Raw genomic sequence first — 25,409 nt, 5'->3', positions numbered from 1 at the left:
CGTCTTAATGACTTGGGGTAGCCCTTTTTTTCGAGGTGGAAAGGCTCCGGCTGCTTTCGTGGGCCGCATTCTCCATCAGACCCAGAACTAAGCCGAAAAGATACACGAATACAGACGAGACGATAACGCCTATGCCGCTGAATAAAAGATATTCCGTTTGGATACCGCTTACAAAGAAGCTCATAATAATAACGATAAGCCCTAAAATGGCGGATGCGGCCGAAACGGTGTTGGTGAATTTCATCGCTTTCGGTTGAGGTTCGTTCATGATCTTCACTCCTTTATTTCCATTCTACGCCTGTTCACAATTTTGTCAAATATTATTTTTGACTTTGCGATCCTTAATGATGATGTGACATCTTTGAAACACAAATTGTTTTTATGATCAAAATATGCCACATTATTAATGAAGATCAAATCAGTTTGGGGGAAAGCAGGAAAGTGATGAAGTTATGGAAATGGCTTTGCACAGTGCTCATCGTTTCATTCGTCATAGGTTTGAGCGGCTGTGCACCTGCAGTTGACCGTGAAGATCATGCGGGGCAAACTGCAGCACTAACCGGTTTCGATGAGGTTGCGGAATACATCTCGAAGCACGGTAAGCTTCCGGATAATTTTATTACCAAGAATGAAGCCAGAAAATTAGGATGGGATCCGCAAAAGGGCAATCTGGCGGAAGTCGCGCCCGGCAAAAGCATAGGCGGCGATGTATTTCAAAACCGCGAAGGCTTGCTTCCCAAGAAGAACGGGAGAATATGGTATGAGGCCGATATCAATTATAAAAAGGGAGCCCGCGGCAGCGACCGGATCGTCTTTTCCAACGATGGGCTCATCTATAAGACTACAGATCATTATCGAACGTTTACCCGGATAAAATAACAAGGGGAGGACGCATGTGCATACGGTACAGTTAGAAGGAAGTCACATAAAGGAACGGCAGCAATTACACGACTTTCTAAAAAAAGAACTGCAGCTGCCCGACACCTATGGCAGCAATCTGGACGCTTTGTGGGATTGCCTGACGGGATGGGTACGGCTCCCCTTGACGATCCGATGGATAGATCCAGAAGCCAGCAGACGTCATCTGGGTGAATACGCGGATCAATTGCTTGATCTTCTAAGAGAAGCGGAACAAGAGGTGGATGGCTTTTACTTGGAAGTCGTCGAAAATAGTGCGCCATGATGATAAACCGGAGGACATCGGCCTCCGGTTTATTGCTGTGTACGCCCAGCATGGCATGGGCGTCATCTTTAGGGTGAGAGTCCCGAACGGGGGCTGGCGAGCGCCTACCGTTAGCCAAGGGCAAGGGCGTCCGCCGCGAGGCGGAATCTGAAGGATGCCGGAGGCAAAAGCACGGGCCAAGGTACACGAGCCCAATTTGAGGCAGTGTTAGTCGGATGAGCCTCCACACCAAGGCAAAATCCAAAGCCGCCAAGGGCTGACGCTGTAGACTTGGGTAGTCGCGGGAAAGGAGAGAGGAAACCGATGCGTTCGCGCGAAGAGCACAGACAGCCGAAGATCTCGCAAGAGAGCTTCCGGCAAAGAGCAGCGGTGAAGCCGCAAGGGTATGCCGAAGCGCCGAGTTCTTCGCCGGCACAAGTCGCCCCTTCCTCTCGCGAAGACCAGAACGTATTTTTTGAATCGCCCGGACGAACTAACGGCATCCCATCTTGCAGCGAACAAATTAACTTCGCCTTTTCGTCACGCAAACACCCCGATATGGTTATATTTCAAATGCTGTTCGCCGGCCGCTAATTGAATGGACACCTTGTCGTTCAGCTGAAAGTGAAGCGGAGAGCAAATTTCCCATTGTCCGTCCTCGCAACGAATATGATAAATAAATTCCTTGCCCTGAAACTGCACGTTCATCACCTTGCCCTGAATACCTGTCTGATTGGGCGGGCCCAGCAGCAATTGATCCGGTCTTGCCGGATATAGACCGCGCGATTTAAAATAGCTTGCCACACGGCTGCCGCTCCATTGCACGGTACCGTCGGAGCCTGCCGGTACGAACGTATCGTTATGCCACCGGCCTCGGATGAGATTGGCTTTGGATACGAATTTGGCGACAAATTCCGTTTGCGGCCGCAGGTAAATATCTTGCGGCGTCCCGACTTGTTCGATATTCCCGTCCTTCATGACGACAATCCGGTCCGCCATCGCCAAGGCCTCGCCTTGGTCGTGCGTTACATACACGACAGCCGTTCCGGTTTGTCTGTGGACGGACTGGATTTCACGGCGCATATCCATGCGAAGCATCGCATCCAGACTGCTGAGCGGTTCGTCCATCAACAAAATCGAGGGTTCTGCGGCAATGGCTCTTGCGATAGCGACCCGCTGCTTTTGGCCTCCGGACAGCTCATGCGGCATACGTGAACCGTGCTCCGGCAAGCCGACCATTTGCAGGACGCTGGCGATCCGGTGCTGCTCATTTTTCCGGATATGGGATGGTGTCTCCTTGTGATGACGGATGGGAAAACGGACGTGCTCCGCCACGTTCATGTGCGGCCACAGGGCAAAGGCTTGAAAAACCATCCCGATTCTTCTTTTTTCCGGTGGCAGGCTGTAGCCCGGCTTTGCCACGAGTGTCTGATTCATGTAGATTTCTCCGGTCGAAGGCTGTTCAAAGCCTGCGAGCAGCCGCAGGAGTGTCGTCTTCCCGCAGCCGGAAGGGCCCAGAATCGCGAGGAATTCGCCTTTGTCTATCGTTAAATTTAAAGATTTCAGGGCCTGAAAGCTGCCGAACGCTTTGCTGACTTCGATGAATTGAATGCTCATGGCTGCTGAACTCCTTTTTTGGATTGACGCTTGTTCAGCGTGTGCAGAACCGCCATTCCCACAATGATCATGATGACAATCAAGCTGGACAGGGCGGTTGAGTACAGCGTATCGCCGGCCTGCTCAAAGCTGAATATGGTCACCCCGATGGTTTGAGAGCCTGTCGACCATAACAATGCAGACACGGTAAGCTCGGTAAAAGCCGTCAAAAAGACAAGAAACGCGCCGCTAAGCAGTCCCGGAAGCAGAAGCGGCAGCAGGATGGAAGTCCATTTTTTCCAGAAACCGGCGCCAAAAATGCGGGCCGCTTCTTCCATCGAAACATCGATTTGCATAAAGGAAGCGATCCCCGCCCTCACCTGCAAAATGAGAAAACGGCACACATAAGCGATAAACAAAATGCGGATCGAGCCGTAAATGCCGGGATTCCATCCGGGAATCGGCTCCATCCAGGCAAAAATCATGGCTAAACCAAATACAATTCCGGGCAGTGTGTAAGGTACGGCGACCGCCAACTCTGCCGATTTGGTTATCCATGAAGGCTTGCGCACCCGGGCATAAGCAAGCAGAGAGCCGAGCACCAGGCAGACGGCCAGTGTTGTTACGGAAAGCATCAGGCTGTTTTGAATCGATTGCCATACTTTTGGATTTTCAAACAGAATGTATCTGTAGTTGGAGAGCGTCAAATTGGCCGGATGAAAAGGAAGCCCGTATGCTTTTTTCAAGGAAGTGGCGACCATGGAAACCAATGGGACAACCGTTATCATGGCGAGAAAAGCCCAAACGGCGGCAGTTATCCATGTCCGGTGCTTTCCAAGCGAGTAGCGCGGATGGTTATCGATCATAACGGTATCCGCCGTTTTGATTTTTCTGACGGCAAGCCATTGCAGAAGGGTGACAATGACGGCGATCATTCCCAGCATAACGGATAATACCGCTCCTCTTGCAAAGGCGGAGGGGCCAAAGCCGACGATTTCCTCATAAATCAGCGTGCTTAATACGGATATGTTTTTCGGAATGCCGAGAAAAGCCGGGATTCCGAAATTGTCCAAAGAGGATAAGAATACAAGCAGTCCTCCCGCCGTCAATCCGGGTAAGGCCAAGGGAAGCGTGATCAGACAAAATGTCTTTAGCTTTCCCGCGCCGCCGGCCCTTGTCGCCCACTCCAAATCACGGGGAATTTTCTTCAGCACGTCAACGGTCAAAAGATAAACCAGGGGAAAATGATGAATGCCCATGACGAAAATAATTCCGCCGTAGCTGTACATGCTCCATGGCTTGGCATTGGGGTTAAACCATTGCAGTACATGTGCGGCGATCCCCTGGGTGCCCATGAAGGAAGACCAGGATAACGTCAACACGTAGGAAGGAAGTATAAAGGAAAGCATCATTGCCATATGCAGCGCTTTTTTATGTCTTAGGTCGGTGTAAGCCATCACCCACGCGGCTAGGACGCCTAACAGCATAGATACCGAAGAGGAACCTGCTACGATAATAAACGTATCCTTCAACGTCTTCCATAACCGTTCCTGCCGTAAAATATCCGCATAATGTTCCAGCGAAAAACCGGTGCTGCTCTGCGCGCTTAACCCTATTAATTTTGCTATAGGCACGATAAAGAACACGAGAAGAGAAAGAATGGCCAGCAGAACAGCCGCTCGTTTAGTAAGTGAAAGGAAGGAAGAGAGGAGGGGGGAGGGTTCCCCGATTTCCTCCCTTGCCAGCTGAACGTTTTTCGAATCGATCATGATGGATAATCTCCGCTTCTTATTGTCCGAACAATTCTGTAAACTGTTTTTTATCCGAGTCGCGGTCGTTGGTCAATTGGGAAATATCCGAGGAGATGACTTTAAGTTCGGAGATGCTCTTTAATCCTTGCGGCGCCGGAATGCCTTCGCGAATCGGCGTGTATCCGATATCGGAGGCTAATTTTTGGCCTTCCTCGGACAGAACGAAATCGACGAAAGCTTTGGCCGCCTTTTCGTTTGCCGTTTGTTTCATAATTCCGATCGGTTCGGTAATCACAGGTACACCTTCCGCGGGGTAGATCAAATCGACGGGAGCACCCTTGGCCTTCTCGCGGGCTACAAGATAATCAACGACCATGCCGTACGATTTTTCACCGCTCGCTACGGCGTTCAGAACGGCTCCATTCCCTTTGACAACGGCAATGTTGTTTGCTTTCAAGCCTTTGAAATAATCCCATCCGAATCCTTCGGTGCGGGTAAAGACGCCCACATTATATGCGGCGGCGCCGGAATAGAGCGGACTTGGCATGATGCCGGCATCCCTGGTCTCGGCGGCAGCCAGCGCTTTCCAAGAGGTCGGCGGGGTTGCTGCCTTTTGTGTATTGATCGCAAGCACGGTGGCCATGACCTTCGTGCCGGAATACATTCCATCCGGATCTGTAAAATCCTTTGGAATTTTAGATAATTCCGGCGATTTGTAGAATAACAGCAGATCCTGCTTCTTTAAGCCTTCGAAGGTTACGGAATCGGCCAGCAAAAGTACGTCCGCCTGCACTTTTCCGGCTTGGTTTTCCGCCGCAATTTTGGCAGTCACTTCTTCCGTTCCGGACCGGAAGCTTGTGACTTGAACATCAGGGTATTTCTTGTTGAATTCGGCAATCAGCTTGGTCACATCGCCTTCCGGCTGGGAAGTATAGAACGACAGCTTTCCGGAAACCGGGTTGGTTGCTTCCGGAACCGGCTCTGTTTGCGGAGTGGCTTGCGCTCCTTGCGCAGAGGAAGGCTGTCCGCTTGTGCCGCAGCCGCCGGAGATCAGTAATGCCGCCAAACTCATGATCAAGAATCCTTTTTTCATCTGACTCTCTCCCACACTTTTTTTATATATTATAAATAGCATTTGTCAGAAGGCTGTTAACGGAGATGTATAACATTGTTAACTTGAAATAAAAAAGATTTAAAGAGACAAGGGGCGGAATTGATCGTGAAGCCATCATCTTCAACAATTTATGGGAGTTATTGGTGTTTACGCAGGTGTACAGCTGGAGAGGTCATCGTTCAAGTTTTTGTACAGCGGTTGAATAATTAGCGGAGGCAATCCGTCGGTGGCGGACGTCCCGGGGGAACTTGTCCGGAGGTTCTGTGTGGGCCTTACGGCATAGCTTGCTCGTTTATTATAAGAGGGAAAAGAGACAGGTGGCGGTTTCCCAAAGATGGGCCGCGGCTGTGCGGTTCGACATTCGGAACGCAGCGTTGCCGGGGAAATTCAGGAATCCGACGACCCGCGTGTCAGCTCGGATTCCGCATCCCATCTTATGGCTTTCTATCTGTTAATTTCCTAAGGGGAATATTGACCGGGAAATATCATCCGGAGCATTATATGGCGGGTGCGGGCTTCGGGCCCGCGCTCTTCCGTTCTCCGATATGAATGAGTCTCTAGGCTTTTGCTCCTCCGGTCAGCCTGCTTACGATTTCCAATACTGCGGCCCGGTTCAGCTTGCTTTCACCGGCGCTCAGAGCCTGGACGGTAGCATGGGCTAGTGCCAGCGGAATACTGCAAAAATTGAGAATCGGGCCGGGCTGAATATCTGCGATATACTCATCGGCCAGTTTCAGATTGCGCTTGGTATAGACGAACATTTCATCCATGCCCCAATGATCGGGGAAAAAGTTCACGCCTCTGGTGGAATCCTCAATACGGTTGCGAAGAATATTTACAGCCTGAAGGCCGCGGCCGAAGGCTACCGATTTGGCGCGATCCGTTTCGGTACCGTCATACCACATCCACAGGTCGGAAAGAAGTTCCCCAACCGCTCCGGCCACGCAGTATGTGTAGTAATCCAAATCCTCTTCCGTTCGTATATTCCAATCTCTGCCCACCCACTCGGCCATTTGCTCCGACATGGTCGCCGTACCTTGCAGGACGCGCGGCGCAATAGAAGGCGGGCACAGACTTACCCAATCGCTAATACGCAGAGTAACATCATCTAAAGTATGACGATATGGAGAGAAAAGAGACTCCAGCTCGGCAGGCTCATGCAGGTGTTTGCTTATCCCGAGCAGCAGCTTGATTTTCACATCAGGGGCCATCTCCGGATGGTCTTCGATCTCATCAATTGCCCGCATACATAAATAAGCAGAGGCTACCGCTTCCTTTAAACCGGGAACCAAACCGCTGATCGGTATGTAAAAGGTCCGGCTGGTTGCCGCCAGCATCTCCATGGCATCAGTCATTAAATCATTCGTCTTGTTCACGAACTACCCTCCAAAAAATCTAGTCTCTTTTCCTTAGTCTGAACCTGTTCATCCATTCCTAAGTCATGCTTGCCAAGTTCTATATTACTACTTTTTGACGAATTCTGAAACAAGCCATCTGCTGAATCGAAAATAAAGGCGGGCTGCAGGGCGTCGGTAAGGTGTTAAAAGGGTTTCGGTACCGCATTGAAGCGGATGGATTCCGCTGCTGTAAAAAAAATATTGACTGTCTGTGAGCGGGGTGATATATTAGTGTCAACATATTAATCCGAGTTAGTCAATAAGAATTGTTTATTATATGACAACATCAGTAAGTCCACCCGACACAGAGGCGACTTCCACCTTTTTAGGTTGTTACTAAAAAGGTAGGAAGTCGCTTTGTTTTTATCAACACGATTTTAAACCAGGAGAGGATGGAATATGACAGAACGCAAGTTCACAACCGCCTGGCAGCCCTGGGTACTGCCGGTTCTTATATTGGCCGTATGGCAAGTGCTCGGCGTCACAGGATTTCTTTCACAGCGCATCCTTCCGACTCCGCTTGAGGTAGTGGAGGCGCTGATCGAGGTCGTGCTGGACGGAACGCTGCTGGAATATGTAGGTTCCAGCACCCAGAGGGCTTTTCTGGGATTTATCATCGGCGGAAGCATTGCTTTCCTTATCGGTTTGTTGAACGGGCTGTTTCCGGTGGCGGAACGGTTTATCGATACAACCGTCCAGATGCTCCGCACCATTCCGCATTTGGCTCTTATTCCTTTGGTCATTCTTTGGTTTGGAATTGGTGAAACGTCAAAGCTGTTTCTTGTATCCCTGGGCGTCGCCTTTCCGATCTACCTGAACACCTTTCACGGTATTCGTTCCGTAGATCCGGGGTTAATCGAAATGGGACGCGTTTACGGCTTAAAAGGAGTCTCCTTGTTCACCCATGTCATCCTGCCGGGGGCTCTCTCCCATATTTTGCTTGGCGTGCGGTTTTCTCTAGGCATCATGTGGATCACGCTGATTGTTGCAGAGACGATAGCCGCCGATTCCGGCATTGGCTACATGGCCTCCCATGCCCGCGAGTTCATGCGGATGGATGTCGTCGTCTTGTGTGTCATCTTATATGCACTGCTGGGCAAATGCTCTGATCTTGTAACCAAGTTTCTCGAACGGCGGCTGCTTCAGTGGCACCATAACTTCGCGAATAAAGCGTAGAACAGGAGGAAGAAGCGATGGTCATGAAAGAAATGGGCCGTGTTGTGCCGATCGCCAGAGCGTGGTCATGGAGGCCAAGATCCGCCTGCTCCGCCGGATAGCGGCAGGTTCGCTCATTTGGAATAACGGATGTTAGACCGGCTGTAATTGAAAGAACCAGGGGAGCTGGAAGTTCACTGCGGGCTTTTTTATTCACATAAAAAATCTTATTACAATAAAGGCGGGATTACAATGAGCGGATATGATGTCCATCTTAGTGCTGATGTTTTGGTGATCGGCGGAGGACCGGCCGGCACATGGGCGGCGGTTGCGGCAGCGAAAGAAGGAGCCAAGGTCATACTGGTTGACAAAGGGTACTGCGGAACGAGCGGAGCTACGGCCCCGTCCGGTACAGGCGTGTGGTATGTGAACCCGACGCCTCAGGAGCAGGAGACTGCGATGAAAAGCCGGGAAGCCCTGGGGGGCTATTTGGCCGACCGAGGCTGGATGAAGCGGGTGCTTGATCGTACGTATATCAATATGAATCAAGTTGCGGATTGGGGATACCCGTTCCCTACCGATGACAAGGGAGTTTCCCAGCGCAATAGCCTTCAAGGGCCGGAATATATGAAGCTGATGAGAAAACAGGTGAAGAAGGCAGGGGTGCGAATCCTCGATCACAGCCCGGCGTTAGAGCTTCTTGCCGATGAGCATGGCGTTGCCGGAGCCGTAGGAACCCATATTCAGACGAAGCAGTCGTGGCGTGTCGACGCCGCGGCAGTGATCATCGCTACAGGCGGCTGTGCTTTTCTGAGCAAGGCGCTGGGTACGAATGTACTGACGGGGGACGGGTACCTCATGGCTGGTGAAGCGGGCGCCGATTTTTCAGGAATGGAGTTCTCGACGGCCTACTCTTTGTGCCCTGCGTTCTCCCCGGTGACCAAGTCAGCCTTCTATACCTGGGCTACCTTTTATTATGAAGACGGCCGGGTCATCGAAGGCGCAGGTTCACAGCGCGGCCGTTCGGTCATTGCGCGAACACTGCTCACGCAGCCGGTTTATGCGCGGCTGGATAAAGCGGATGACGAGCTTAAGCGGACGATGCGCAAGGCCCAGCCGAACTTTTTTCTCTCCTTCGACCGGCTTGGCCTTGATCCGTTCACACAGAAGTTTCCTGTCTCGCTAAGATTCGAAGGAACGGTGCGCGGAACGGGCGGGATTCACGTCGTTGATGAAACCTGTGCGACCAAAGTGCCGGGACTGTATGCAGCCGGGGATGCGGCAACGCGTGAATTGATATGCGGAGGGTTTACCGGCGGCGGAAGCCATAATGCAGCTTGGGCTATGTCTTCAGGATATTGGTCGGGCGAGGGGGCGGCTCGCTATGCGCTGAAGCAGGGGATTCACGCTTCCAGGCGCAATGCGCAAAGAGTATCCGAACGGACAGGAGTTGTGACCGTTACAACGGGACAAAAAGGAGCCGCGGATACCCAAGAGATTATTCAGGCTGTCCAGAACGAAGTGTTTCCATACGACCGTAATTGGTTTAGAACGGGAGCTGGCCTGGAGAAGGGACTTCAGCGCCTCAACCATGTCTGGAACGAATTGAAACGCGGGGTACAAACAGACGTTGGCGATATCGTCCGGATCAGGGAGGCGGCAGCGATGACAGCAACGGCCCGCTGGATGTTTGCCAGCGCGAGCGTTCGCCGCGAGACGCGCGGAATGCATCGGCGGGAGGATTATCCGGGTTCCGACCCCAATCAGCATTATCGTTTGATCAGTGGAGGCCTGGACCAACTGTGGGTCAAACCATTATCCGAATATTCGCAATACCCTAAAAAGGAGGCTGCGATCTAGTGATCGAAATTCTGAATAAAGACCGCTGCGTCAACTGCAACCAGTGCGTAACCGTTTGCCCGACGAACGTATTCGATCCGGCAACCGAACCGGACGGCGTCCCTGTCATCGCACGGAAATCCGATTGCCAAAGCTGCTTTATGTGCGAATTGTACTGCCCCGCGGATGCTTTATACGTAGCGCCGTTCGCGGAACGGGACGCCGATTTGAATGAATCGGAGCTGATCCATGGCGGTTTGTTAGGCAGCTATCGTAAAGACGTGGGCTGGAATAAAGGAGCCAGATCCACCGCTTCTGAAGACGAATCTTATATTTTATTCAAACGTATGCACAGCCATTAGAAAGAGACAGACAAGGGGTTATCGAAATGAAAATGAAGCCATTCCGTAAACAATGGACTTTTACATTGCTTCTTACTGCCGTATTTGCTTTTGCCCTTGTTGGATGCGGAACTTCCGGCACCAAAGCGCCGGAAGCGCCCGAGGCGGGCGGAACCTCCGGTCAAGCTTCAACGAAGGAATCCGGGACCTCGCTCGAACCGACGCTGCGTATCGGTTATATTTCTCCAAATAACAAGGGAACCATTACCGGGGTGGAAGGCTGGGCGCAGAAAAAAGGATATCTGGAATCGGAATTAAAAAAACACGGTGTGACCGAGATTACCATTAAATCGTTTCCGAACGGACCGAACCTGAACGAAGCCCTTGCTTCTGGAGCACTGGATGTAGGCATTTATGGGGATACGCCTGCGATTAATGCCCGTTCCGTCGGGCTGAAGACCAAGCTGATTAATATTAGTCAATCCGGCATGAATGCCTGGCTTGTAGCCAAGAAGGATGGCCCTCAAACCGTGGAAGATCTGAAAGGCAAGAAAATTGCTACCGCCGACGGTTCATATATGAGCCGTTATGTCAGAGGCCTGCTTCTTGAGAAAGGGCTGGATAAAGATATCAAGGTCGTTCATTTGCTTCCGGCGGACGCCGAAGCGGCGTTGGCCCGCGGCGATATTGAAGCCTATGCTTATCCGACAGGCTTTGGTCCGCTGGTCATCAGCAAAGGCTACAAAGCGATTGATGAAGCGAAGAACCATCCGGATCTTCGCGGTTCCAGCGTCAGTGTTGTCAGCGAGGACTATCTTTCGAGAAACCCTGAATTCGTCAAAGTGTGGAACGGGATTCGCCAAAGGGCGGCGAAAGAAGTTCAGTCGAACGCCGAAGAGTTTTACCAGCTTTATGCCGAATCGTCCGGTTATCCGGTCGACGTTGTGAAAGCCTCCTTTGACATTGGCGAATGGCCTGTGGAGGATTTGCCCGAGGATGGCTTGAAGCTGCTTGAAGGCACCAAAAAATATTTGTTTGATAATGGGATTATCAAGAAGGATTTTGATCTTCAGGATTGGATTTACAAGCCCTGAATAAGCCTTCCGTTCCTTTGGTTAACGGGGTGGAATAGCATTGCGGCGTGACGATGAACTGCCAAATCTTGATGAATAGTAAAGCCTGCGCTTGGTCAGATTATGAAGGATAACTACCAAGGAGGAATTTACCGATGGCCCTTGAAGTCAAGGCGAACGAATTTTTAACGGCAGTCCAACATCGCCGGAGCATTTATGGCATTAGCAAAGCGTCTCCCGTACCCGATGTACGTATTCAGGAAATCGTGAATGAAGCGGTAAAACATACGCCCTCCGCGTTCAACAGCCAAAGTGCCCGCGTTGTCGTATTGTTCGGTGACCATCATAACAGGCTTTGGGACATCACGAAGGAAGCGCTGCGCAAAATCGTGACCGGAGACTTCTCGGCAACCGAGCAGCGGATCAACGGGTTCCGCAACGGATATGGAACCGTCCTTTTCTTCGAGGACCAGACCGTCATCGATTCGCTGCAAAATCAGTTTCCAACCTATAAAGACAACTTTCCTCTCTGGTCTCACCAGTCATCAGGTATGCTTCAATTCGTGATCTGGACCGCCCTGGATGCGGAAGGCCTCGGCGCCAGTCTGCAGCACTATAATCCCTTGATTGACGGGGATGTCAAACAAACATGGACTATTCCGCAGCAATGGAATCTTATTGCACAACTGCCTTTCGGCAAGAAAACGGCGGAACCGGGAGATAAGGAATTCCAGCCGCTGACAGCGCGCGTCCGTTTCGTGAAATAAACCGCTCCTATCCGCTGTAGATTCATTCCCCTTGAGGCATCCAAGAAGGACATCGCCCAGAACGATGCGATTCGGTTGCCTGAAGGGGATTTTTGTGTTTGGTTTTTCAAGGGAAATCAAGCGTTTACAACGAATGAACCCTGTGATAATGTTGAACTATCGTTTCCAAATGCTTTCATCTGTTTCAAAGCATTGGTATGAATGTATTGATGCCGCCATCATAAATGAAGTTATAAAGGATGAAGAGGTGTAATCGATATGAACTCGATTCGAAACATTTATTGTGTCGGACGCAATTACGCTTTACATGCAAAGGAATTACAAAATGAAGTCCCCACAGCCCCTTTTCTGTTTTCCAAACCTACGCACGCACTCGCAGAAGCGAAGGGACAGGAGGTCATCCTGCCGGGGGACCGCGGATCCATTCATTTTGAAGTCGAGTTGGTCATTCGAATAGGCAGACCCTATGAAAAAGGCATCAAAGTAGACGATATTGTGGACGGCATGGCTGTCGGCATCGACTTTACTTTGCGCGATGTCCAAAACGAGCTGAAGAAAAAAAGCTATCCTTGGCTCTTGGCCAAAGGCTTTCCCAATTCTGCGGTGCTGACTAAATTTATTGCTTTCCCGGGTGTAGAAGGGTGTAAAACTACCAATTTTGCTCTCTTGAAGAATGGGGAGCAGGTTCAGGTCGGCAATATTCAAAATATGATTTTTGATCTGCAGACGCTCGTCGATTATTCTGCGCTTCATTTTGGACTTGGTGAAGGGGATATTATTTTTACCGGGACCCCGGAGGGAGTAGGGCCTGTTTCCGACGGCGACCGGCTGGCTCTATTATGGGGAGAACAAACGCTCGGCGATTGTACGATTAAACTGTCTTAAAGCATTGGAGCAGCAATTCACAAAACACTGGATAAGGAGAAAAAAGAACATGATAAAAAAAGCGGAGCATGTAGCGATTATCGTTACCGATCTGGAAAGGTCCATCGCGTATTACAGGGATATGTTCGGATATAAGCTGCGGCTCAAAGGACAAAACCCTGTACGGGAAATGGCTTTCCTATATCACGAAAATCAGCCGGGCTTTGAGATCGAGCTGATTCAGGATCGCGAGCCGCAGGGGGATTACTCCGTCAAGGGAATCGTCAATCATTTGGCTTTTACGGTGGACAATATGGAAGAAGCGATGAACTATTACCGCCAAAAAGGCATTCAATTCAACAGCGAACAACCTCAACCTGCTCCAGACGGGGGAAAGACCATTTTCTTCTACGGACCGGATCGTGAGCTGCTTCAATTTGTTCAGCGGAACACAGGCACGGGAGTGGAAGGGTAGGTCTTGAAAGATTGATCAATTTCATTTTATTGGGGAGGTAACGGTAATGGCGACTCATACAGAAACTATTGTTAGGATAGTCCAAGCCGCAAATCAATTCAAATCTTCTATTGTATTAAAGTATAATAATAAATTTGTCGATGCCAAAAGCCTTCTCGGATTGTATACCACCCTTACGGATTCCGGAGAACATGAGCTTCATGTCCACGGTCCGGATGAGGAAGAAGCGAAGGCCGCCATGCTTGAAGTGCTTGGGGAACATGGGCTGCGGGTGAAGCTTGTTGAATAATAAAATAATCAGTCCATGAATAATGATATAGAAGCCGACCAGTTTATATTGCTGGCCGGCTTTTCAGGATATAAAGGCATGGCGCGTATCATAAAACTTTCGTTTGCATGAGGAGGGATTCATTTGTGAAAGCGAATACATCTTATGGCGATTCCGGCTTCAGTCATTTCATACGAATGGCGTTTCAGCGGCATCTGGGTTATGACGAACAGGATTTTGACAAACCGGTCATTGGCATTTGCAATACCTTTAGTGAGATTAACCGGTGTCACAGTCACATCCAGCCTATGGTGGATGCAATAAAGCAAGGTGTCATTATGGCCGGGGGGATTCCGCTTGAGTTCCCTACGATTTCGATAGGAGAAATGTTTACGAGTCCGACGACCATGCTTTATCGGAACTTGGCGGCCATGGATACCGAGGAGATGATCACGGCTCAGCCTATTGACGGAGTAGTGCTGATCGGCGGATGCGATAAAATGACTCCCGCCCAGCTGATGGGAGCCGCCAGTGCCAATAAGCCCGCCATTATGTTTACCGGCGGTCCGATGAACAATGGAGAGTATAATGGAAAAACGCTTGGCGCCTGCTCGGATTGCCGGTTCTTTTGGCAGGAGTATAAAGCCGGAACCGTCAGTGAAGAAGAGATCAATGAAATCAATGCACAGCTTGCTCCGACAGCGGGACACTGTATGGTGATGGGATCGGCAAGCACCATGGCGGCCTGTTCCGAGGCGCTCGGAATGATGCTGCCGGGTGGAGCGGCGGCCCCGGCCACCGTCCATGAGCGGATGAGACTTGCCAAGGAAACCGGTAAGGCGATTGTCCGGCTCGTCCAAGAGCATATCCGGCCATCGGATATCATGACGGAAAAAGCTTTCGATAATGCCATTCGTACCCTGATGGCTGTCGGGGGATCTTCCAATGCCGTTATTCATTTGATCGCGATCGCCAGAAGGCTGGGGATCGGACTTACATTGGACCGTTTTGAAGCGTTGAGTCAAACCACGCCGTTTATCGCCAATTTAAGACCGGCAGGCGAGTATCAAATGCAGGATTTTTATTATGCCGGCGGGGTTCCGGCAGTTCTGAAAGAATTGTCTCCTCTTTTGCATCTGGATGAATTGACGGTTACCGGAAAAACGCTTAAGGACAATCTGAAGGATGTACAGTCGAAGCCTCACTATAGTCATATTATCAAGTCTTTGAAGGCGCCATTACATCCTAACGGCGGAATTGCCGTGCTGCGGGGGAATCTGGCTCCCGACGGAGCGATCATCAAGCCGAAGGCTGTGATCGACAAGAAGCTGCTGAAGCATAAGGGTCAGGCTGTCGTCTTTACATCCATCGAGGATATGGAACAGCGCATCCATGATCCGGATTTAGAGGTGACTCCGGATAGCATCCTTGTGCTTCAACATGCCGGTCCTGTAGGGGCGCCGGGTATGCCGGAGGCGGGGATGCTTCCTATCCCTCAGAAATTGCTCAAACAAGGCGTCAGAGACATGCTGAGGCTGTCGGATTGCAGAATGAGCGGTACGGCATTTGGCACGGTGGTTCTCCACATTGCACCGGAAGCGGCGGTAGGCGGGCCTATCGGGCTGGTGAAGGATGGAGATTGGATCGAGCTGGACGCGGAAAGAGGATCTCTCGAGCTGCTTGTTTCAGAAGAAGAGCTGACCAGGAGAAAAGAAAGCTGGAGTCCGCCGCAATTTACAGATACGGGTTATAAGTGGTTGTATCGACGGCATGTTCTTCAAGCGGATCAAGGCTGCGATTTTGACTTTCATTTTCCGAGGGAAAGGGTAGGGGGTTGAAGGACAACGTCTGCCTTCCGGCTGCGGAGTTATACAGCAAGCATATCATCATGATACAAATTATATATTGTACAATTTTTCTGAATAAAGGTACGATAGGATTATCAAAAAATGGCAGGAGGTTTTGTATATGTCTAAAACTGCACAGCCAGGAAATTTATCCATCGGTACCTTGAATGAAAATTGGACGGGGGATGCCCGGTTCTATGAATATAGTACCGCGGCGGACCCGATTGGAAGCGGTATCATCAGTCCGATACCCGTCAAAGAATTCCCTCCCGACTTGCATAACTCAGGCGCAACCCGTATCGTTAAGCTGGATCTTTCCAGCGAATTGAGAACGGAATATCCGGCAACGAGTCCGTCGCTTCTCGCCCATTTCATTCGAATCAATGCTGGAGATTCCATCACGACACACCCCAACGCAACCAGTGAATTATACTATGTGATTTCGGGTGCCGGCAGAACGGAGTTAAACGGGAAGACGATCAGCTGGAAGAAAGGCGATTTCATGACGCTTCCTTCCGGATCGAACAGCCAGCATACCGCGACGGAAGATACGACGATCTATTACATTCTCGATACCCCGCTTCTCGATTATCTTGGGGCTAAAGCGACGGAACCGCGATTCACGCCGGTCCTCTTTACGGCGGAAGAAGCCAATGCCAAATTGAAAGAAGTGACTGATGCACCGGACGCGCATGAAAAGAACCGGATTTCCATTTTGTTAAACAACCGGAAATTTGACCAGACTTTAACGATTACGCATGTGCTTTGGGCCATGTTTGGCATCGTTCCCGTGGGAGCCAATCAGGCTCCGCACAGTCATAAGTCGGTGGCTCTCGACTTCGTAGCTTATGCCGCCCCGGGGACGTATACGCTGGTCGGCGATAAGATTGACCCCGTTACCGCCAAGATCATCGATCCCGTTCGTGTGGATTGGGAAACAGGAAAGGCTTTCGTGACGCCTCCGGGGTTATGGCATTCCCATCACAATGAATCCGGGGAGCCCGCCTATATCATCCCGATCCAGGACGCCGGTCTTCAAACCTACCTTCGCACCCTGGATATCCAATTTACCTTTTACGATCAAGAGGAAGAGAAACCCCTTCCGTGAATCCTCTATAACAGGAACAGACAGGAGCAGCGGGCATGAGGGTGGCCAAGTTTTGTGAACGGAACATCAAATCGGCAGGGAGCGGCGAAGCCATAGACATGCTTCAACGGGATTACCGGGATGAGGTGAGCGTTGCCGTCGTCGATTGCTTCAGACGTTGTTTACAATGCAGAGAGAAGCCCTTTTGCCGGATTCAATTAACAACCATTGAAGCCAATGATGCGAAAGCCTTGGTGGAAAAAATTATCCAAACGGCTCGGAGGGAAACCCGGTAAAAAGGGTTTTCCTCCATTGATCGTATTGACTTGGTTGAAGCCGTTTATCAATCTGCTTAGGAAGTCAAATTTTAAAATAAGGAGGGAGAGGACCCTATGATTTTTCCGTTGGAGAATCATCATCCCGAGTTGGATTCAACCGTGTATATTGCCCCTGGAGCGCAGTTGATCGGGAATATCAAGATAGGTAAAGAGTCCAGCGTATGGTTTAATGCGGTGATCAGGGGAGACAACGCCCCCATTGTCATTGGAGAAAGGTCCAATATTCAGGACGGGAGCATTCTCCATGTAGACGCCAATGTTCCCCTTAACGTGGGTAATGAAGTCACTGTTGGCCACAACGTCATCCTGCACGGATGTACGATTAAAGATGGCGCATTGATTGGCATGGGTTCAACGATTATGAACCATGCGGTGATCGGCGAACAAGTCTTGATCGCTGCAAACACCCTGATTACGCAAGGTAAAGTCATCCCTCCAAGAACCTTAGTGATGGGTAATCCGGGTAAAGTTGTACGGGAATTAACGGAGCAGGAGTGGAAGTCATTGCGATCGTCTGCCGAGCACTATGCCGCCCAAAGCAGAAGATATCTGGCAGCAAATATTCAAATTCAAAAATAAAGAATTCAACCCGTTTCCATCGCGATCTTGATAAATGCCTTCACCAAAGGGGATTGATCGTTCCGTCGCCACGACACACCCATGGAAGCTGCAGGAAATTGATTGTTGAGATCAATGTATTCCACGTCCTGAGTATGCAAATTCATGGCCGATTGGGGAACTACGGCGATCCCCATACCCGCTGCGACTAAACCGATCACGGTTTGAAACTCAAAAGCTTCCTGCTGGATGGTAGGGCTGCATAAACCCAGAATTTCATCATAAAGACCTGCCCACGTTTTTCTGGATAACATGACAAAGGGGTAGGGGGCGAGATCAGTAAGTGAAATGTCTTTTTTATTCACCAGCGGATGCTGCTTTGGCACGGCCAACACACAGGGGACGGACGAAACGATTTCGGTACGTATGTTTTCGTCATGAACGGGCGGTCTTAACACCCCTACATCGATTTCATCTTCTCGCAGCGCTTCGATTTGCTTAGGTGTCGGCAATTCAAGAAGATGCACTTGGACATCCGGGTACAGACTGCGGAACTCCCGCAGAACCATGGGGAGAATGTCGTAAGTGGCAGAACCGACAAAGCCAACCGTTAGCTTGCCGATTTCACCGTGATGGGTACGTTTCGTATTTTCTATGGCACGCCGCAGGTAGTCCAGCATTTTGCGAACCTCGTCTGCAAAGACTTTCCCGGCATCAGTTAATTCCACATGCCGATTATTTCGGTAAAATAGCAGAACGCCTAATTCCCTCTCCAAATGTTGAATTTGTAAGCTCAAGGGTGGCTGCGTGATTTGAAGACGTTCCGCCGCGCGACTGAAATTCAGCTCTTCGGCTACAGTAAGAAAATATTGCAATTGCCGGAGCTCCACGGAGATCCCCTCCTGTCCAATGATGCAGAAAACAAATGATTCTTATAAAAATTATATCTCTTCCAATAATCACCAATCAATATTTTTAAGCCCGCATTAGAAAAAAGTTGAAACTTTATACGAAATCTAGCGTATTATGTAGTTTGGGGGTTGTATTATTCTCCTGAAGAAATGAAATTCAACCCTATCACAAATAGACATTTTGAGATGAAGAGAGAGGGATCATTATTTCAAGCTCACAACACGAGGGACAAAGTTGGCGGGAAGATATTGCACCTTACGAAAGACCGCATACGAATTACAGTGTATGGCAGATCATCAATACGCTGGGGCCGTTTTTTCTGCTTTGGTACCTTGCTTATTGGAGTCTTTCCATTTCTTATTGGCTTACGCTTGCGGCGGCTGTGGTTGCCGGCGGATTTCTGGTCCGGATTTTCATCATTTTTCACGATTGCTGCCATAAATCCTTTTTCAAAAACCGAATGGCTAATGAAATGGTAGGAACAATAACCGGTATCCTTACCTGCTGCCCCTATTACCAATGGAGACACACTCACACGGTCCATCATGCGACCAGCGGCAACTTGAGTAAGCGTGGAACGGGAGATATTTGGACGCTAACGGTGGCGGAGTATTTGTCCGCGTCATGGCTAAAACGCCTAGTCTATCGTTTGTACCGGAATCCTCTCTTCATGTTTGGGCTCGGCCCGATCTACATTTTCCTCATTGATTATCGTTTTAACCGCAAACGCGCCGGGATGAAGGAACGGTTCAATACGTATATCACGAACATCAGCATTGCCGGGCTTGCAGGCTTGCTCTGCTGGACTATTGGGTGGCAGCAGTTTCTCCTTGTTCAAGGCCCGATTTTTCTTGTATCAGGAATAGCCGGAATCTGGCTCTTCTATGTACAGCACCAGTTTGAGGAAGCCTATTATGAAACCGATGAAAATTGGGATTATGTAAAAGCAGCCTTACAAGGCAGTTCGTTCTACAAGCTTCCCAGAGTCCTGCACTGGATAACCGGGAATATCGGTTTTCATCACATTCATCACCTGAGCCCAAGGGTGCCTAACTACTATTTGGAGCGGGCTCATCATTCAAACCACAGATTACAAGATGTACAGACGATCACTTTACGAACCAGCTTGCGGTCCCTTCGTTTCCGAATCTGGGACGAGGACAGCAAGAAATACGTTGGGTTCAGGGATATCAAAGGCTTGTCGGCCAAAGCAAAAAAGTATAGTGCGGAAGCTCACTGATGGATTAGCGATACCGAGTTCTTAGGTATCGCTATTTTTTTTCATAGACTTGTGTTTGTTCACACAATGTTTCATACGAATAGCCCGGTTGAGTCATGCTTTAAAAAATAGAAAGGAATACAATAAAGTTGGAAATCCGCAGGAAAGGGGGAAGCGAGATGGGGAAAATGATGTCGGACGTTATGGAAGAGATGGAGATAACGTTCGAAAGGGCTGGTTCATACAACATTTACAATCATCTGCAGCAAGGGGAGTGTCATATGACGATGAAGAAGGAGCTAATCGTGTCATGATGCCCTCCAAGATCTTAAAGCAGGGGATTGTCTTGGGGATGACCATCTTCACTGTTCTTAGTATCGTTTTTTTTCGAATCGATTCAGCGTACAGCTCTGCTCTTACGGAGGGACATTCTCTGCAGCAACGGATTGATGAGACACCAAGCGGCGGGACGGTTAAGCTGCCGGCAGGCATGTATAACGGTCCGGTAACGTTGAATAAACCGATACGGATTATAGCTGATGGCGATGTTCAGCTGAGAAGCGATGCATCGGTGCCGACCATCAGGATACAGGCTGAGGGCGTTGTTTTACAAGGGCTGCGGATTGTACACCATGGCAGGGAGGATACGGCCGCCGTGCTTATTACAGCAAATGGCGCTACCCTCGAAAGTCTGGATATTCAAACCGCGTCCTACGGAATCGTCATCCGGGACAGCGGTCGTCATGAGATTCTCGATTCCGGCATTCGTTGGACAGGCCGTGACCGGCCGGACGGCGGCAAGCTGTCGGATCGGCGAAACGGCATCGATCTGCTCAACTCCCATGACAACCGAATCGTCGGGAACGTCATCAGCAGCATGAATGACGGCATTTATATGGAAAACAGTCACCGCAATTATATAAACGGCAACCGCTTCGAACACTCCAGATACGGCATTCACAGCATGTACATCGACGGCACGGAGATCAGCGGCAACCAAGGAGCTTTCAACGTTACGGGCGCCATGATCATGGGAGTGAAGGACGCCGTAGTTCGGGATAACACTTTCGTGAAGCAAAGTGAGAACGTCAACTCGCAGGGGCTGCTTTTCTACGATGTTCACACGTCCCGCATATTCAACAATAAGGTTGAGGGCAACCGGGTCGGTCTTTATGTGGAGAAATCGAACCGCAATGAATTTCAGAACAATGACGTTTTGCAAAACTTCGTTGGCGTGCAATTTCTGGAGTCGGAAGGGAATCGTTTCACAGCCAACCGTTTTGTCGGCAATGTGATTGAAGCGGAAGCGAACGGGAGCAAGAACAACACCTTTGAAGGAAACTATTGGGAGGCGTTCCGCGGTCTCGATACGAACGGAGACGGATTCAGCGATCTTGCTTATGCGATCAATCCGTTTTTTCAAAGATTAACATCGGCAACGCCTGCCTTCCAGCTATTTTTCCAGTCGCCGGGTCTTCTTTTTCTGGAAAGCCTCAATACGGCGGGCAAAGAAGAATGGACGAAAGACAAGGCACCATACCTCAAGCCGGATTTTCGTACCGAGGCTGCCCGTTCTTCCTACCCGGGTTCGTCCGATACGCTTGCGCTGGGGATCATGCTTTTATTTGCGGCAGTGTTCACTATTTATTATTTGGGGGTTAGAAGAGGATGAAAAAAACGGGATTTCTGATCTTTGTACTCATGCTTGTAGCTGTTCTGTCCGGCTGCGGACAACCTAAGTACCAGGCGCAGCCGATTAATGAAGCGACGGATAAATGCACGATTTGCAATATGCAGGTGAAAGACGATGCCTTCGCCGTGCAATTGATCACCAAAGAAGGGAAAACCTATAAATTCGATGATTTGGGCTGCATGAACGAATGGAAGAAGCAAAACGCCGATGCTGAGATCGGTACTCAATTTGTCAGGGATTACAATAACAAAGAATGGATTAAATATGAAGAGGCCACGTATGTGTACGATCCTTCCTTTAAGTCGCCAATGGCCTATGGCATTTATTCATTTAAAGATAAAGCCGAAGCACAGCAATTTATTGACAGTCAAAAAAAGGGCAAGCTAATGTCCGCTGCCGATTTGGCCGCACATTCCTGGGAGCGAAACAAGGGAATGATGGATATGGGAGGAGACCATAACAAAAATGCCCATTCCGAGACAAACGGAGGCATGAGCGGCGGAGATAAAGGAATGCATGGCAAATGAACGTACTTCATATCGCCTTGAGAGAAGTAAAGCTTGGATTCCGTAACCCTTGGGCCTACTCCTTTATGGCCCTTTTTACTCTTTTCAGCTTATCTCTGCTTCTGATTAATACGCAAAATTTCATGCAGGGCTATTCCAGCTCCACGGCTTCCATGCTGAATCTGATTTTGTATTTGCTGCCGCTCATGACGCTGCTGCTCGGCTCGTTCTCTCTAACGGCGGAGAAAGAAGAAGGAAGCTGGCAGCTCTTGTCCACGTATCCTCTCACGACGTTTTCGTTCCTGTGGGGTAAATATGTCGGATTAACCTCTGTTCTGATGACCATCGTAGCTTTCGGGTACGGAGTGACGGGCATTATAGGCGCGCTGCTCGGAAACGGTCTGGACGCTGTCACCTTCGGGCTTTTTTTGGCCTTCTCTTTTGGGCTAGTGGTCTTATTCTTAGCGGCTGCGATATGTATAGGTACCGTGGCCAAAAACCGGTGGCAGGCGCTAACGATCGGCGTGGCGATCTGGTTCTTTGCCGTCATAGGCTGGCCCACCTTGCTGGTCGCAGCACTCGGATTGCTGCCTTATCTGTGGATTAAGCCAGCTTTGACGGCGCTGACGTTGGTAAATCCGGCGGAAATCGTGAGGCTGTTCGTTATCGTTAAGCTCGGGGGAGGCGCGGCGCTGGGACCCGAGTATTACCAATGGGTGAGATGGATCGGGAAGCCTTCAGGCACATGGGTGTTCATTCTGATATGTACAGCTTGGGTTATCGTATCTGTAAGCCTGGCAAACCTGATTTGGGAGAGGGGGCGCTCGCGTGGGTGAGGACGTATTGAAGCTGAAGGGGATTGGTAAGGATATCGGAGGCCAAACGATTATCCATTCGATCGATATGTCGCTTCGCCAGGGGCAGGTGCTCGCGCTGTGCGGAGGCAATGGCGCAGGGAAAAGCACCCTGCTGCGAATGATTACGGGAATTCTTCAGCCGACCCGCGGCACGATTGAGGTTAACGGTCTTCAATGGCGGCACAACCGCCTGAAATATGCGGAACAAATCGGTTATATGCCGGATGATTATTTATTCGGTCAAGGGCTGTCGGCCGAAGAAACTTTAGCCTTCTGGGCGTCGCTTCGCAAAGTGCCGATGTCCAGGGTCAGGGAAGTTCTTGAGCTCGTGGGATTAATCGAGGTGAGACGCAAATCCGTCTCCTCGTTCTCTAAGGGAATGCGTCAGCGGTTACTGTTCGCGCAAGCCCTGCTCGCCAAGCCGCCTTTGCTGATTATGGATGAGCCTACAAACGGTCTTGACCCTTACTGGATGGATTCGTTCGTTGAGCTGGTGAGGTTCGCCAAGCAGGAGGGACATACCGTGGTATTTTCCACACATCAGCTGCAGGTAGCGGAGCTGGCGGCTGATTCCGTCGTATTTTTGAAAAATGGACACATCGTAAAGGAAGAAAAGACCGTATCGTTCGGGAGAGCGGCGGGTTCCTCCAGCCTGCAAGCGGCATTTTCGAGCCTGTATGTCCATTCGAACAGGAATCCCGATGAATAAGCAGGAGGGCCCCATGATAACAGCGTGGAGAAAATGGGTCAGCTTTTCCGTCATCGTCCTTATTGTACTGGCCCTGGTATATGCGCTGCTTCAGAACCGCTCTGAATCCTCCTCGTCATTACGGATAGGAAAAATGGCTCCTGATTTCACGGCCACCACTCTGGACGGAAGCGCAGTGAGCTTGTCCGATTACCGGGGCAAGGGCGTCCTGCTGAATTTCTGGGGTTCGTGGTGCGAACCCTGCGTAAGTGAAATGCCAAGAATGAATACCGCATATCTCAGCGGACTTTCCGGCGTCGTGGTGATTGCCGTCAATGTAGGCGAGTCCAGAGGAAGCGCCGCCGAATTCGTGTCGAAGCACGGGTTAAAGTTCCCTATCCTGCTGGATCCGGGCGGTGAAGCTGCCGGTCGTTACGGGGTCGTCGGATTGCCGGCTACCTTTCTGATCGACGGGGAGGGGCGGCTAAAGAAGATCATCCCCGGCGAGTTGCCCCAGTTTGAGGGAATCATGGCGCTGCTGAAAGAGGTACAATCTTAATCGCATCGTAATGGTATTTGAGCGGCCGGGCTTGAGCTTCCGACGGCCCGGTCATATAAGCCAATTCAGTTAAGGAGAAATTTGCTGCCCGGCTCTCTTGTTTTCATGAAAAAGATTTGGGACAATAATAAACAGGCTATAAGCCATTCGGCCGCTGAAGCAGAAGAGAGCTGAATTATCGTTTTGAAAAGAGGGCAGGCAATGAATAAAGCATCCATATATGGTTTGACATTGGATCAACTGACGGCATGGCTTATGGAGCACGGCCACAAAAAGTCTCGCGCGGCACAGGTCTGGGATTGGCTGTACAGGAAGCGGGTAACGGACTTCTCAGAAATGACAGATGTCAATAAAGAGTGTATTCAACTATTAGCGGATCATTTTGTCATCCAAACCTTAACCGAACATACCAGGCAGGAATCAGCGGATGGAACGGTCAAGTTTTTGTTCAAGCTAAGCGACGGCAACCTGATTGAAACGGTATTGATGAGACATAAATTCGGTTTGTCGGTTTGCGTCACCACCCAAGTAGGCTGCAATATCGGATGCAGCTTTTGTGCAAGCGGGCTATTGGCCAAAAGCCGCGATCTCTCCGGCGGCGAAATTGTGGAACAGATCATGAAGGTGCAGCTTTATCTGGATCAGGCGAAGCGGGATGAACGAGTGAGCCACGTGGTGGTGATGGGCATTGGCGAGCCGTTTGACAATTTCAAAAACCTGGTGAATTTCTTGACCGTGATTAAAGATCACAAGGGACTGGCGATCGGCCCGAGACATATTACCGTATCGACCAGCGGTCTTGCCGATAAGATTGTCGAATTTACCGATGCCCAGTTGCAGGTGAACCTGGCGATCTCGCTGCATGCGCCAAACAATGAGCTGCGGACGCGGATCATGAAAATTAATCGCGCCGTTCCGATCGAAAAATTAATGCAGTCCATTGATTATTATCTGGAAAGAACGAAACGGCGGATTACGCTGGAGTATATTCTGCTCAAGGATGTAAACGACCGGACGGAGCATGCGCTGGAGCTGGCCGACCTGATCGCACATCGGCGGCAGCTCGTGAATGTGAATTTAATTCCTTACAATCCGGTGGATGAACACAGTCAATATCAGAGAAGCGAGCGGGAATCGATACGGGCGTTCTACGACACACTGAAAAAACAAGGCGTGAGCTGCAGCGTCCGGCTGGAACACGGAACCGATATTGATGCCGCTTGCGGACAGTTAAGGAGCAAACAAATCAAGGCAGGGTAAATAACATGGGGTAAAGTAAATGGGGCCATCCCATAAGTAGTTTTTAACTACGCAGGGACGGCCCTGTTTTCTTAACTTCTCGT

Annotated in this window: 29 protein-coding genes; 23 read left to right on the top strand and 6 right to left on the bottom strand. The window is 50.1% G+C overall.

Features of this window, described 5'->3' with window-relative positions; translation table 11 throughout:
- Window positions 1–4: 4 nt before the first annotated feature.
- Entirely contained in the window at window positions 5–268 is a 264-nt protein-coding gene (locus tag NR121_RS19130; RefSeq protein WP_054819268.1) for a thioredoxin domain-containing protein, read from the bottom strand.
- Between the two features lie 176 nt (window positions 269–444).
- On the opposite strand from NR121_RS19130, the gene NR121_RS19125 reads away from it, so the two are divergent.
- The 3 genes from NR121_RS19125 (at window position 445) to NR121_RS19115 (ending at window position 1,756) form a co-directional block, all read left to right on the top strand.
- A complete protein-coding gene (locus NR121_RS19125) occupies window positions 445–879 on the top strand; it encodes a ribonuclease domain-containing protein (RefSeq protein ID WP_054819281.1) in 435 nt (144 codons plus the stop codon).
- A 16-nt stretch (window positions 880–895) separates the two neighbouring features.
- The gene (locus NR121_RS19120) at window positions 896–1,183 is read left to right on the top strand and encodes a barstar family protein (RefSeq protein ID WP_062406510.1); all 288 of its coding nucleotides are present in this window, start codon (window positions 896–898) and stop codon (window positions 1,181–1,183) included.
- Window positions 1,184–1,486: 303 nt separating this feature from the next.
- Entirely contained in the window at window positions 1,487–1,756 is a 270-nt protein-coding gene (locus NR121_RS19115) for a hypothetical protein (RefSeq protein WP_074727969.1), read from the top strand.
- Here NR121_RS19115 and NR121_RS19110 read toward each other — a convergent pair.
- The 4 genes from NR121_RS19110 to NR121_RS19095 all read right to left on the bottom strand — a co-directional run bounded on the left by NR121_RS19110 (window position 1,703) and on the right by NR121_RS19095 (window position 6,966).
- Window positions 1,703–2,779, bottom strand: a complete 1,077-nt coding sequence (locus NR121_RS19110; RefSeq protein WP_256831783.1) for an ABC transporter ATP-binding protein — start codon at window positions 2,777–2,779, stop codon at window positions 1,703–1,705. The two genes, NR121_RS19115 and NR121_RS19110, sit on opposite strands and share 54 nt — an antisense overlap.
- Entirely contained in the window at window positions 2,776–4,527 is a 1,752-nt protein-coding gene (locus tag NR121_RS19105) for an ABC transporter permease (protein WP_074727965.1), read from the bottom strand. The genes NR121_RS19110 and NR121_RS19105 overlap by 4 nt, the downstream gene beginning before the upstream one ends.
- A gap of 19 nt (window positions 4,528–4,546) precedes the next feature.
- On the bottom strand, window positions 4,547–5,602 hold the full coding sequence (locus tag NR121_RS19100) for an ABC transporter substrate-binding protein (protein ID WP_083351274.1): 1,056 nt from the start codon (window positions 5,600–5,602) through the stop codon (window positions 4,547–4,549).
- Between the two features lie 578 nt (window positions 5,603–6,180).
- Window positions 6,181–6,966: a squalene/phytoene synthase family protein gene (locus NR121_RS19095; RefSeq protein ID WP_256831798.1), complete on the bottom strand. Its 786-nt coding sequence runs from the start codon at window positions 6,964–6,966 to the stop codon at window positions 6,181–6,183.
- Window positions 6,967–7,419: 453 nt separating this feature from the next.
- On the opposite strand from NR121_RS19095, the gene NR121_RS19090 reads away from it, so the two are divergent.
- The 12 genes from NR121_RS19090 (at window position 7,420) to NR121_RS19035 (ending at window position 17,653) form a co-directional block, all read left to right on the top strand.
- Window positions 7,420–8,196 (top strand): ABC transporter permease subunit, encoded by a 777-nt coding sequence (locus tag NR121_RS19090; RefSeq protein WP_062406519.1) that lies wholly within the window; start codon window positions 7,420–7,422, stop codon window positions 8,194–8,196.
- Window positions 8,197–8,427: 231 nt separating this feature from the next.
- On the top strand, window positions 8,428–10,035 hold the full coding sequence (locus NR121_RS19085; protein ID WP_256831782.1) for an FAD-dependent oxidoreductase: 1,608 nt from the start codon (window positions 8,428–8,430) through the stop codon (window positions 10,033–10,035).
- A complete protein-coding gene (locus tag NR121_RS19080; protein ID WP_054819270.1) occupies window positions 10,035–10,376 on the top strand; it encodes a 4Fe-4S dicluster domain-containing protein in 342 nt (113 codons plus the stop codon). The genes NR121_RS19085 and NR121_RS19080 overlap by 1 nt, the downstream gene beginning before the upstream one ends.
- Before the next feature lie 26 nt (window positions 10,377–10,402).
- Entirely contained in the window at window positions 10,403–11,449 is a 1,047-nt protein-coding gene (locus NR121_RS19075) for an ABC transporter substrate-binding protein (RefSeq protein ID WP_083351273.1), read from the top strand.
- Between the two features lie 134 nt (window positions 11,450–11,583).
- Window positions 11,584–12,195: a nitroreductase family protein gene (locus NR121_RS19070; protein WP_054819273.1), complete on the top strand. Its 612-nt coding sequence runs from the start codon at window positions 11,584–11,586 to the stop codon at window positions 12,193–12,195.
- A gap of 258 nt (window positions 12,196–12,453) precedes the next feature.
- On the top strand, window positions 12,454–13,080 hold the full coding sequence (locus NR121_RS19065; RefSeq protein ID WP_062406532.1) for a fumarylacetoacetate hydrolase family protein: 627 nt from the start codon (window positions 12,454–12,456) through the stop codon (window positions 13,078–13,080).
- Window positions 13,081–13,129: 49 nt separating this feature from the next.
- Window positions 13,130–13,534 carry a VOC family protein gene (locus tag NR121_RS19060; RefSeq protein WP_062406535.1) on the top strand — a complete coding sequence of 135 codons (405 nt, stop codon included), beginning with the start codon at window positions 13,130–13,132 and terminating at the stop codon, window positions 13,532–13,534.
- Between the two features lie 46 nt (window positions 13,535–13,580).
- On the top strand, window positions 13,581–13,823 hold the full coding sequence (locus NR121_RS19055; RefSeq protein ID WP_054819275.1) for an HPr family phosphocarrier protein: 243 nt from the start codon (window positions 13,581–13,583) through the stop codon (window positions 13,821–13,823).
- 125 nt (window positions 13,824–13,948) lie between these two features.
- Window positions 13,949–15,640, top strand: a complete 1,692-nt coding sequence (locus NR121_RS19050) for a dihydroxy-acid dehydratase (protein ID WP_256831777.1) — start codon at window positions 13,949–13,951, stop codon at window positions 15,638–15,640.
- Between the two features lie 130 nt (window positions 15,641–15,770).
- Entirely contained in the window at window positions 15,771–16,757 is a 987-nt protein-coding gene (locus NR121_RS19045; RefSeq protein WP_054819282.1) for a cupin domain-containing protein, read from the top strand.
- Window positions 16,758–16,792: 35 nt separating this feature from the next.
- Entirely contained in the window at window positions 16,793–17,032 is a 240-nt protein-coding gene (locus NR121_RS19040) for a DUF1450 domain-containing protein (protein ID WP_054819276.1), read from the top strand.
- 96 nt (window positions 17,033–17,128) lie between these two features.
- Complete coding sequence (locus NR121_RS19035) at window positions 17,129–17,653, top strand: gamma carbonic anhydrase family protein (protein ID WP_054819277.1); 525 nt, start codon at window positions 17,129–17,131, stop codon at window positions 17,651–17,653.
- A gap of 5 nt (window positions 17,654–17,658) precedes the next feature.
- On the opposite strand, the gene NR121_RS19030 is transcribed toward NR121_RS19035, so the two are convergent.
- Entirely contained in the window at window positions 17,659–18,522 is an 864-nt protein-coding gene (locus NR121_RS19030) for a LysR family transcriptional regulator (RefSeq protein ID WP_074727952.1), read from the bottom strand.
- Window positions 18,523–18,749: 227 nt separating this feature from the next.
- Between NR121_RS19030 and desA the strand changes: the two genes are divergently transcribed.
- The 8 genes from desA to rlmN all read left to right on the top strand — a co-directional run bounded on the left by desA (window position 18,750) and on the right by rlmN (window position 25,326).
- Window positions 18,750–19,784 carry a Delta(5) desaturase DesA gene (gene desA, locus NR121_RS19025; RefSeq protein ID WP_256831797.1) on the top strand — a complete coding sequence of 345 codons (1,035 nt, stop codon included), beginning with the start codon at window positions 18,750–18,752 and terminating at the stop codon, window positions 19,782–19,784.
- Window positions 19,785–19,942: 158 nt separating this feature from the next.
- Window positions 19,943–20,077, top strand: coding sequence for a hypothetical protein (locus NR121_RS19020; RefSeq protein ID WP_256380581.1), 135 nt, complete (start codon window positions 19,943–19,945; stop codon window positions 20,075–20,077).
- On the top strand, window positions 20,074–21,435 hold the full coding sequence (locus tag NR121_RS19015; RefSeq protein ID WP_256831774.1) for a right-handed parallel beta-helix repeat-containing protein: 1,362 nt from the start codon (window positions 20,074–20,076) through the stop codon (window positions 21,433–21,435). The genes NR121_RS19020 and NR121_RS19015 overlap by 4 nt, the downstream gene beginning before the upstream one ends.
- Window positions 21,432–21,983, top strand: coding sequence for a nitrous oxide reductase accessory protein NosL (locus NR121_RS19010; protein WP_074730121.1), 552 nt, complete (start codon window positions 21,432–21,434; stop codon window positions 21,981–21,983). Before NR121_RS19015 ends, NR121_RS19010 begins: the two co-directional genes overlap by 4 nt.
- Window positions 21,980–22,798, top strand: coding sequence for an ABC transporter permease (locus NR121_RS19005; RefSeq protein WP_256831773.1), 819 nt, complete (start codon window positions 21,980–21,982; stop codon window positions 22,796–22,798). Before NR121_RS19010 ends, NR121_RS19005 begins: the two co-directional genes overlap by 4 nt.
- Window positions 22,791–23,528, top strand: a complete 738-nt coding sequence (locus NR121_RS19000) for an ABC transporter ATP-binding protein (RefSeq protein ID WP_174350522.1) — start codon at window positions 22,791–22,793, stop codon at window positions 23,526–23,528. The genes NR121_RS19005 and NR121_RS19000 overlap by 8 nt, the downstream gene beginning before the upstream one ends.
- Window positions 23,529–23,541: 13 nt before the next feature.
- A complete protein-coding gene (locus tag NR121_RS18995) occupies window positions 23,542–24,066 on the top strand; it encodes a redoxin domain-containing protein (RefSeq protein ID WP_256831771.1) in 525 nt (174 codons plus the stop codon).
- Window positions 24,067–24,267: 201 nt separating this feature from the next.
- Window positions 24,268–25,326 (top strand): dual-specificity RNA methyltransferase RlmN, encoded by a 1,059-nt coding sequence (gene rlmN / locus NR121_RS18990; protein WP_054819280.1) that lies wholly within the window; start codon window positions 24,268–24,270, stop codon window positions 25,324–25,326.
- Window positions 25,327–25,409: the final 83 nt, after the last annotated feature.

Source organism: Paenibacillus sp. Pae15 (assembly GCF_024519685.1).
In the GTDB taxonomy this organism is placed as follows: domain Bacteria; phylum Bacillota; class Bacilli; order Paenibacillales; family NBRC-103111; genus Paenibacillus_G; species Paenibacillus_G naphthalenovorans.
The sequence above is the reverse complement of the archived record's forward strand: the minus strand, read 5'-3'. Positions and strand labels throughout refer to the sequence as shown.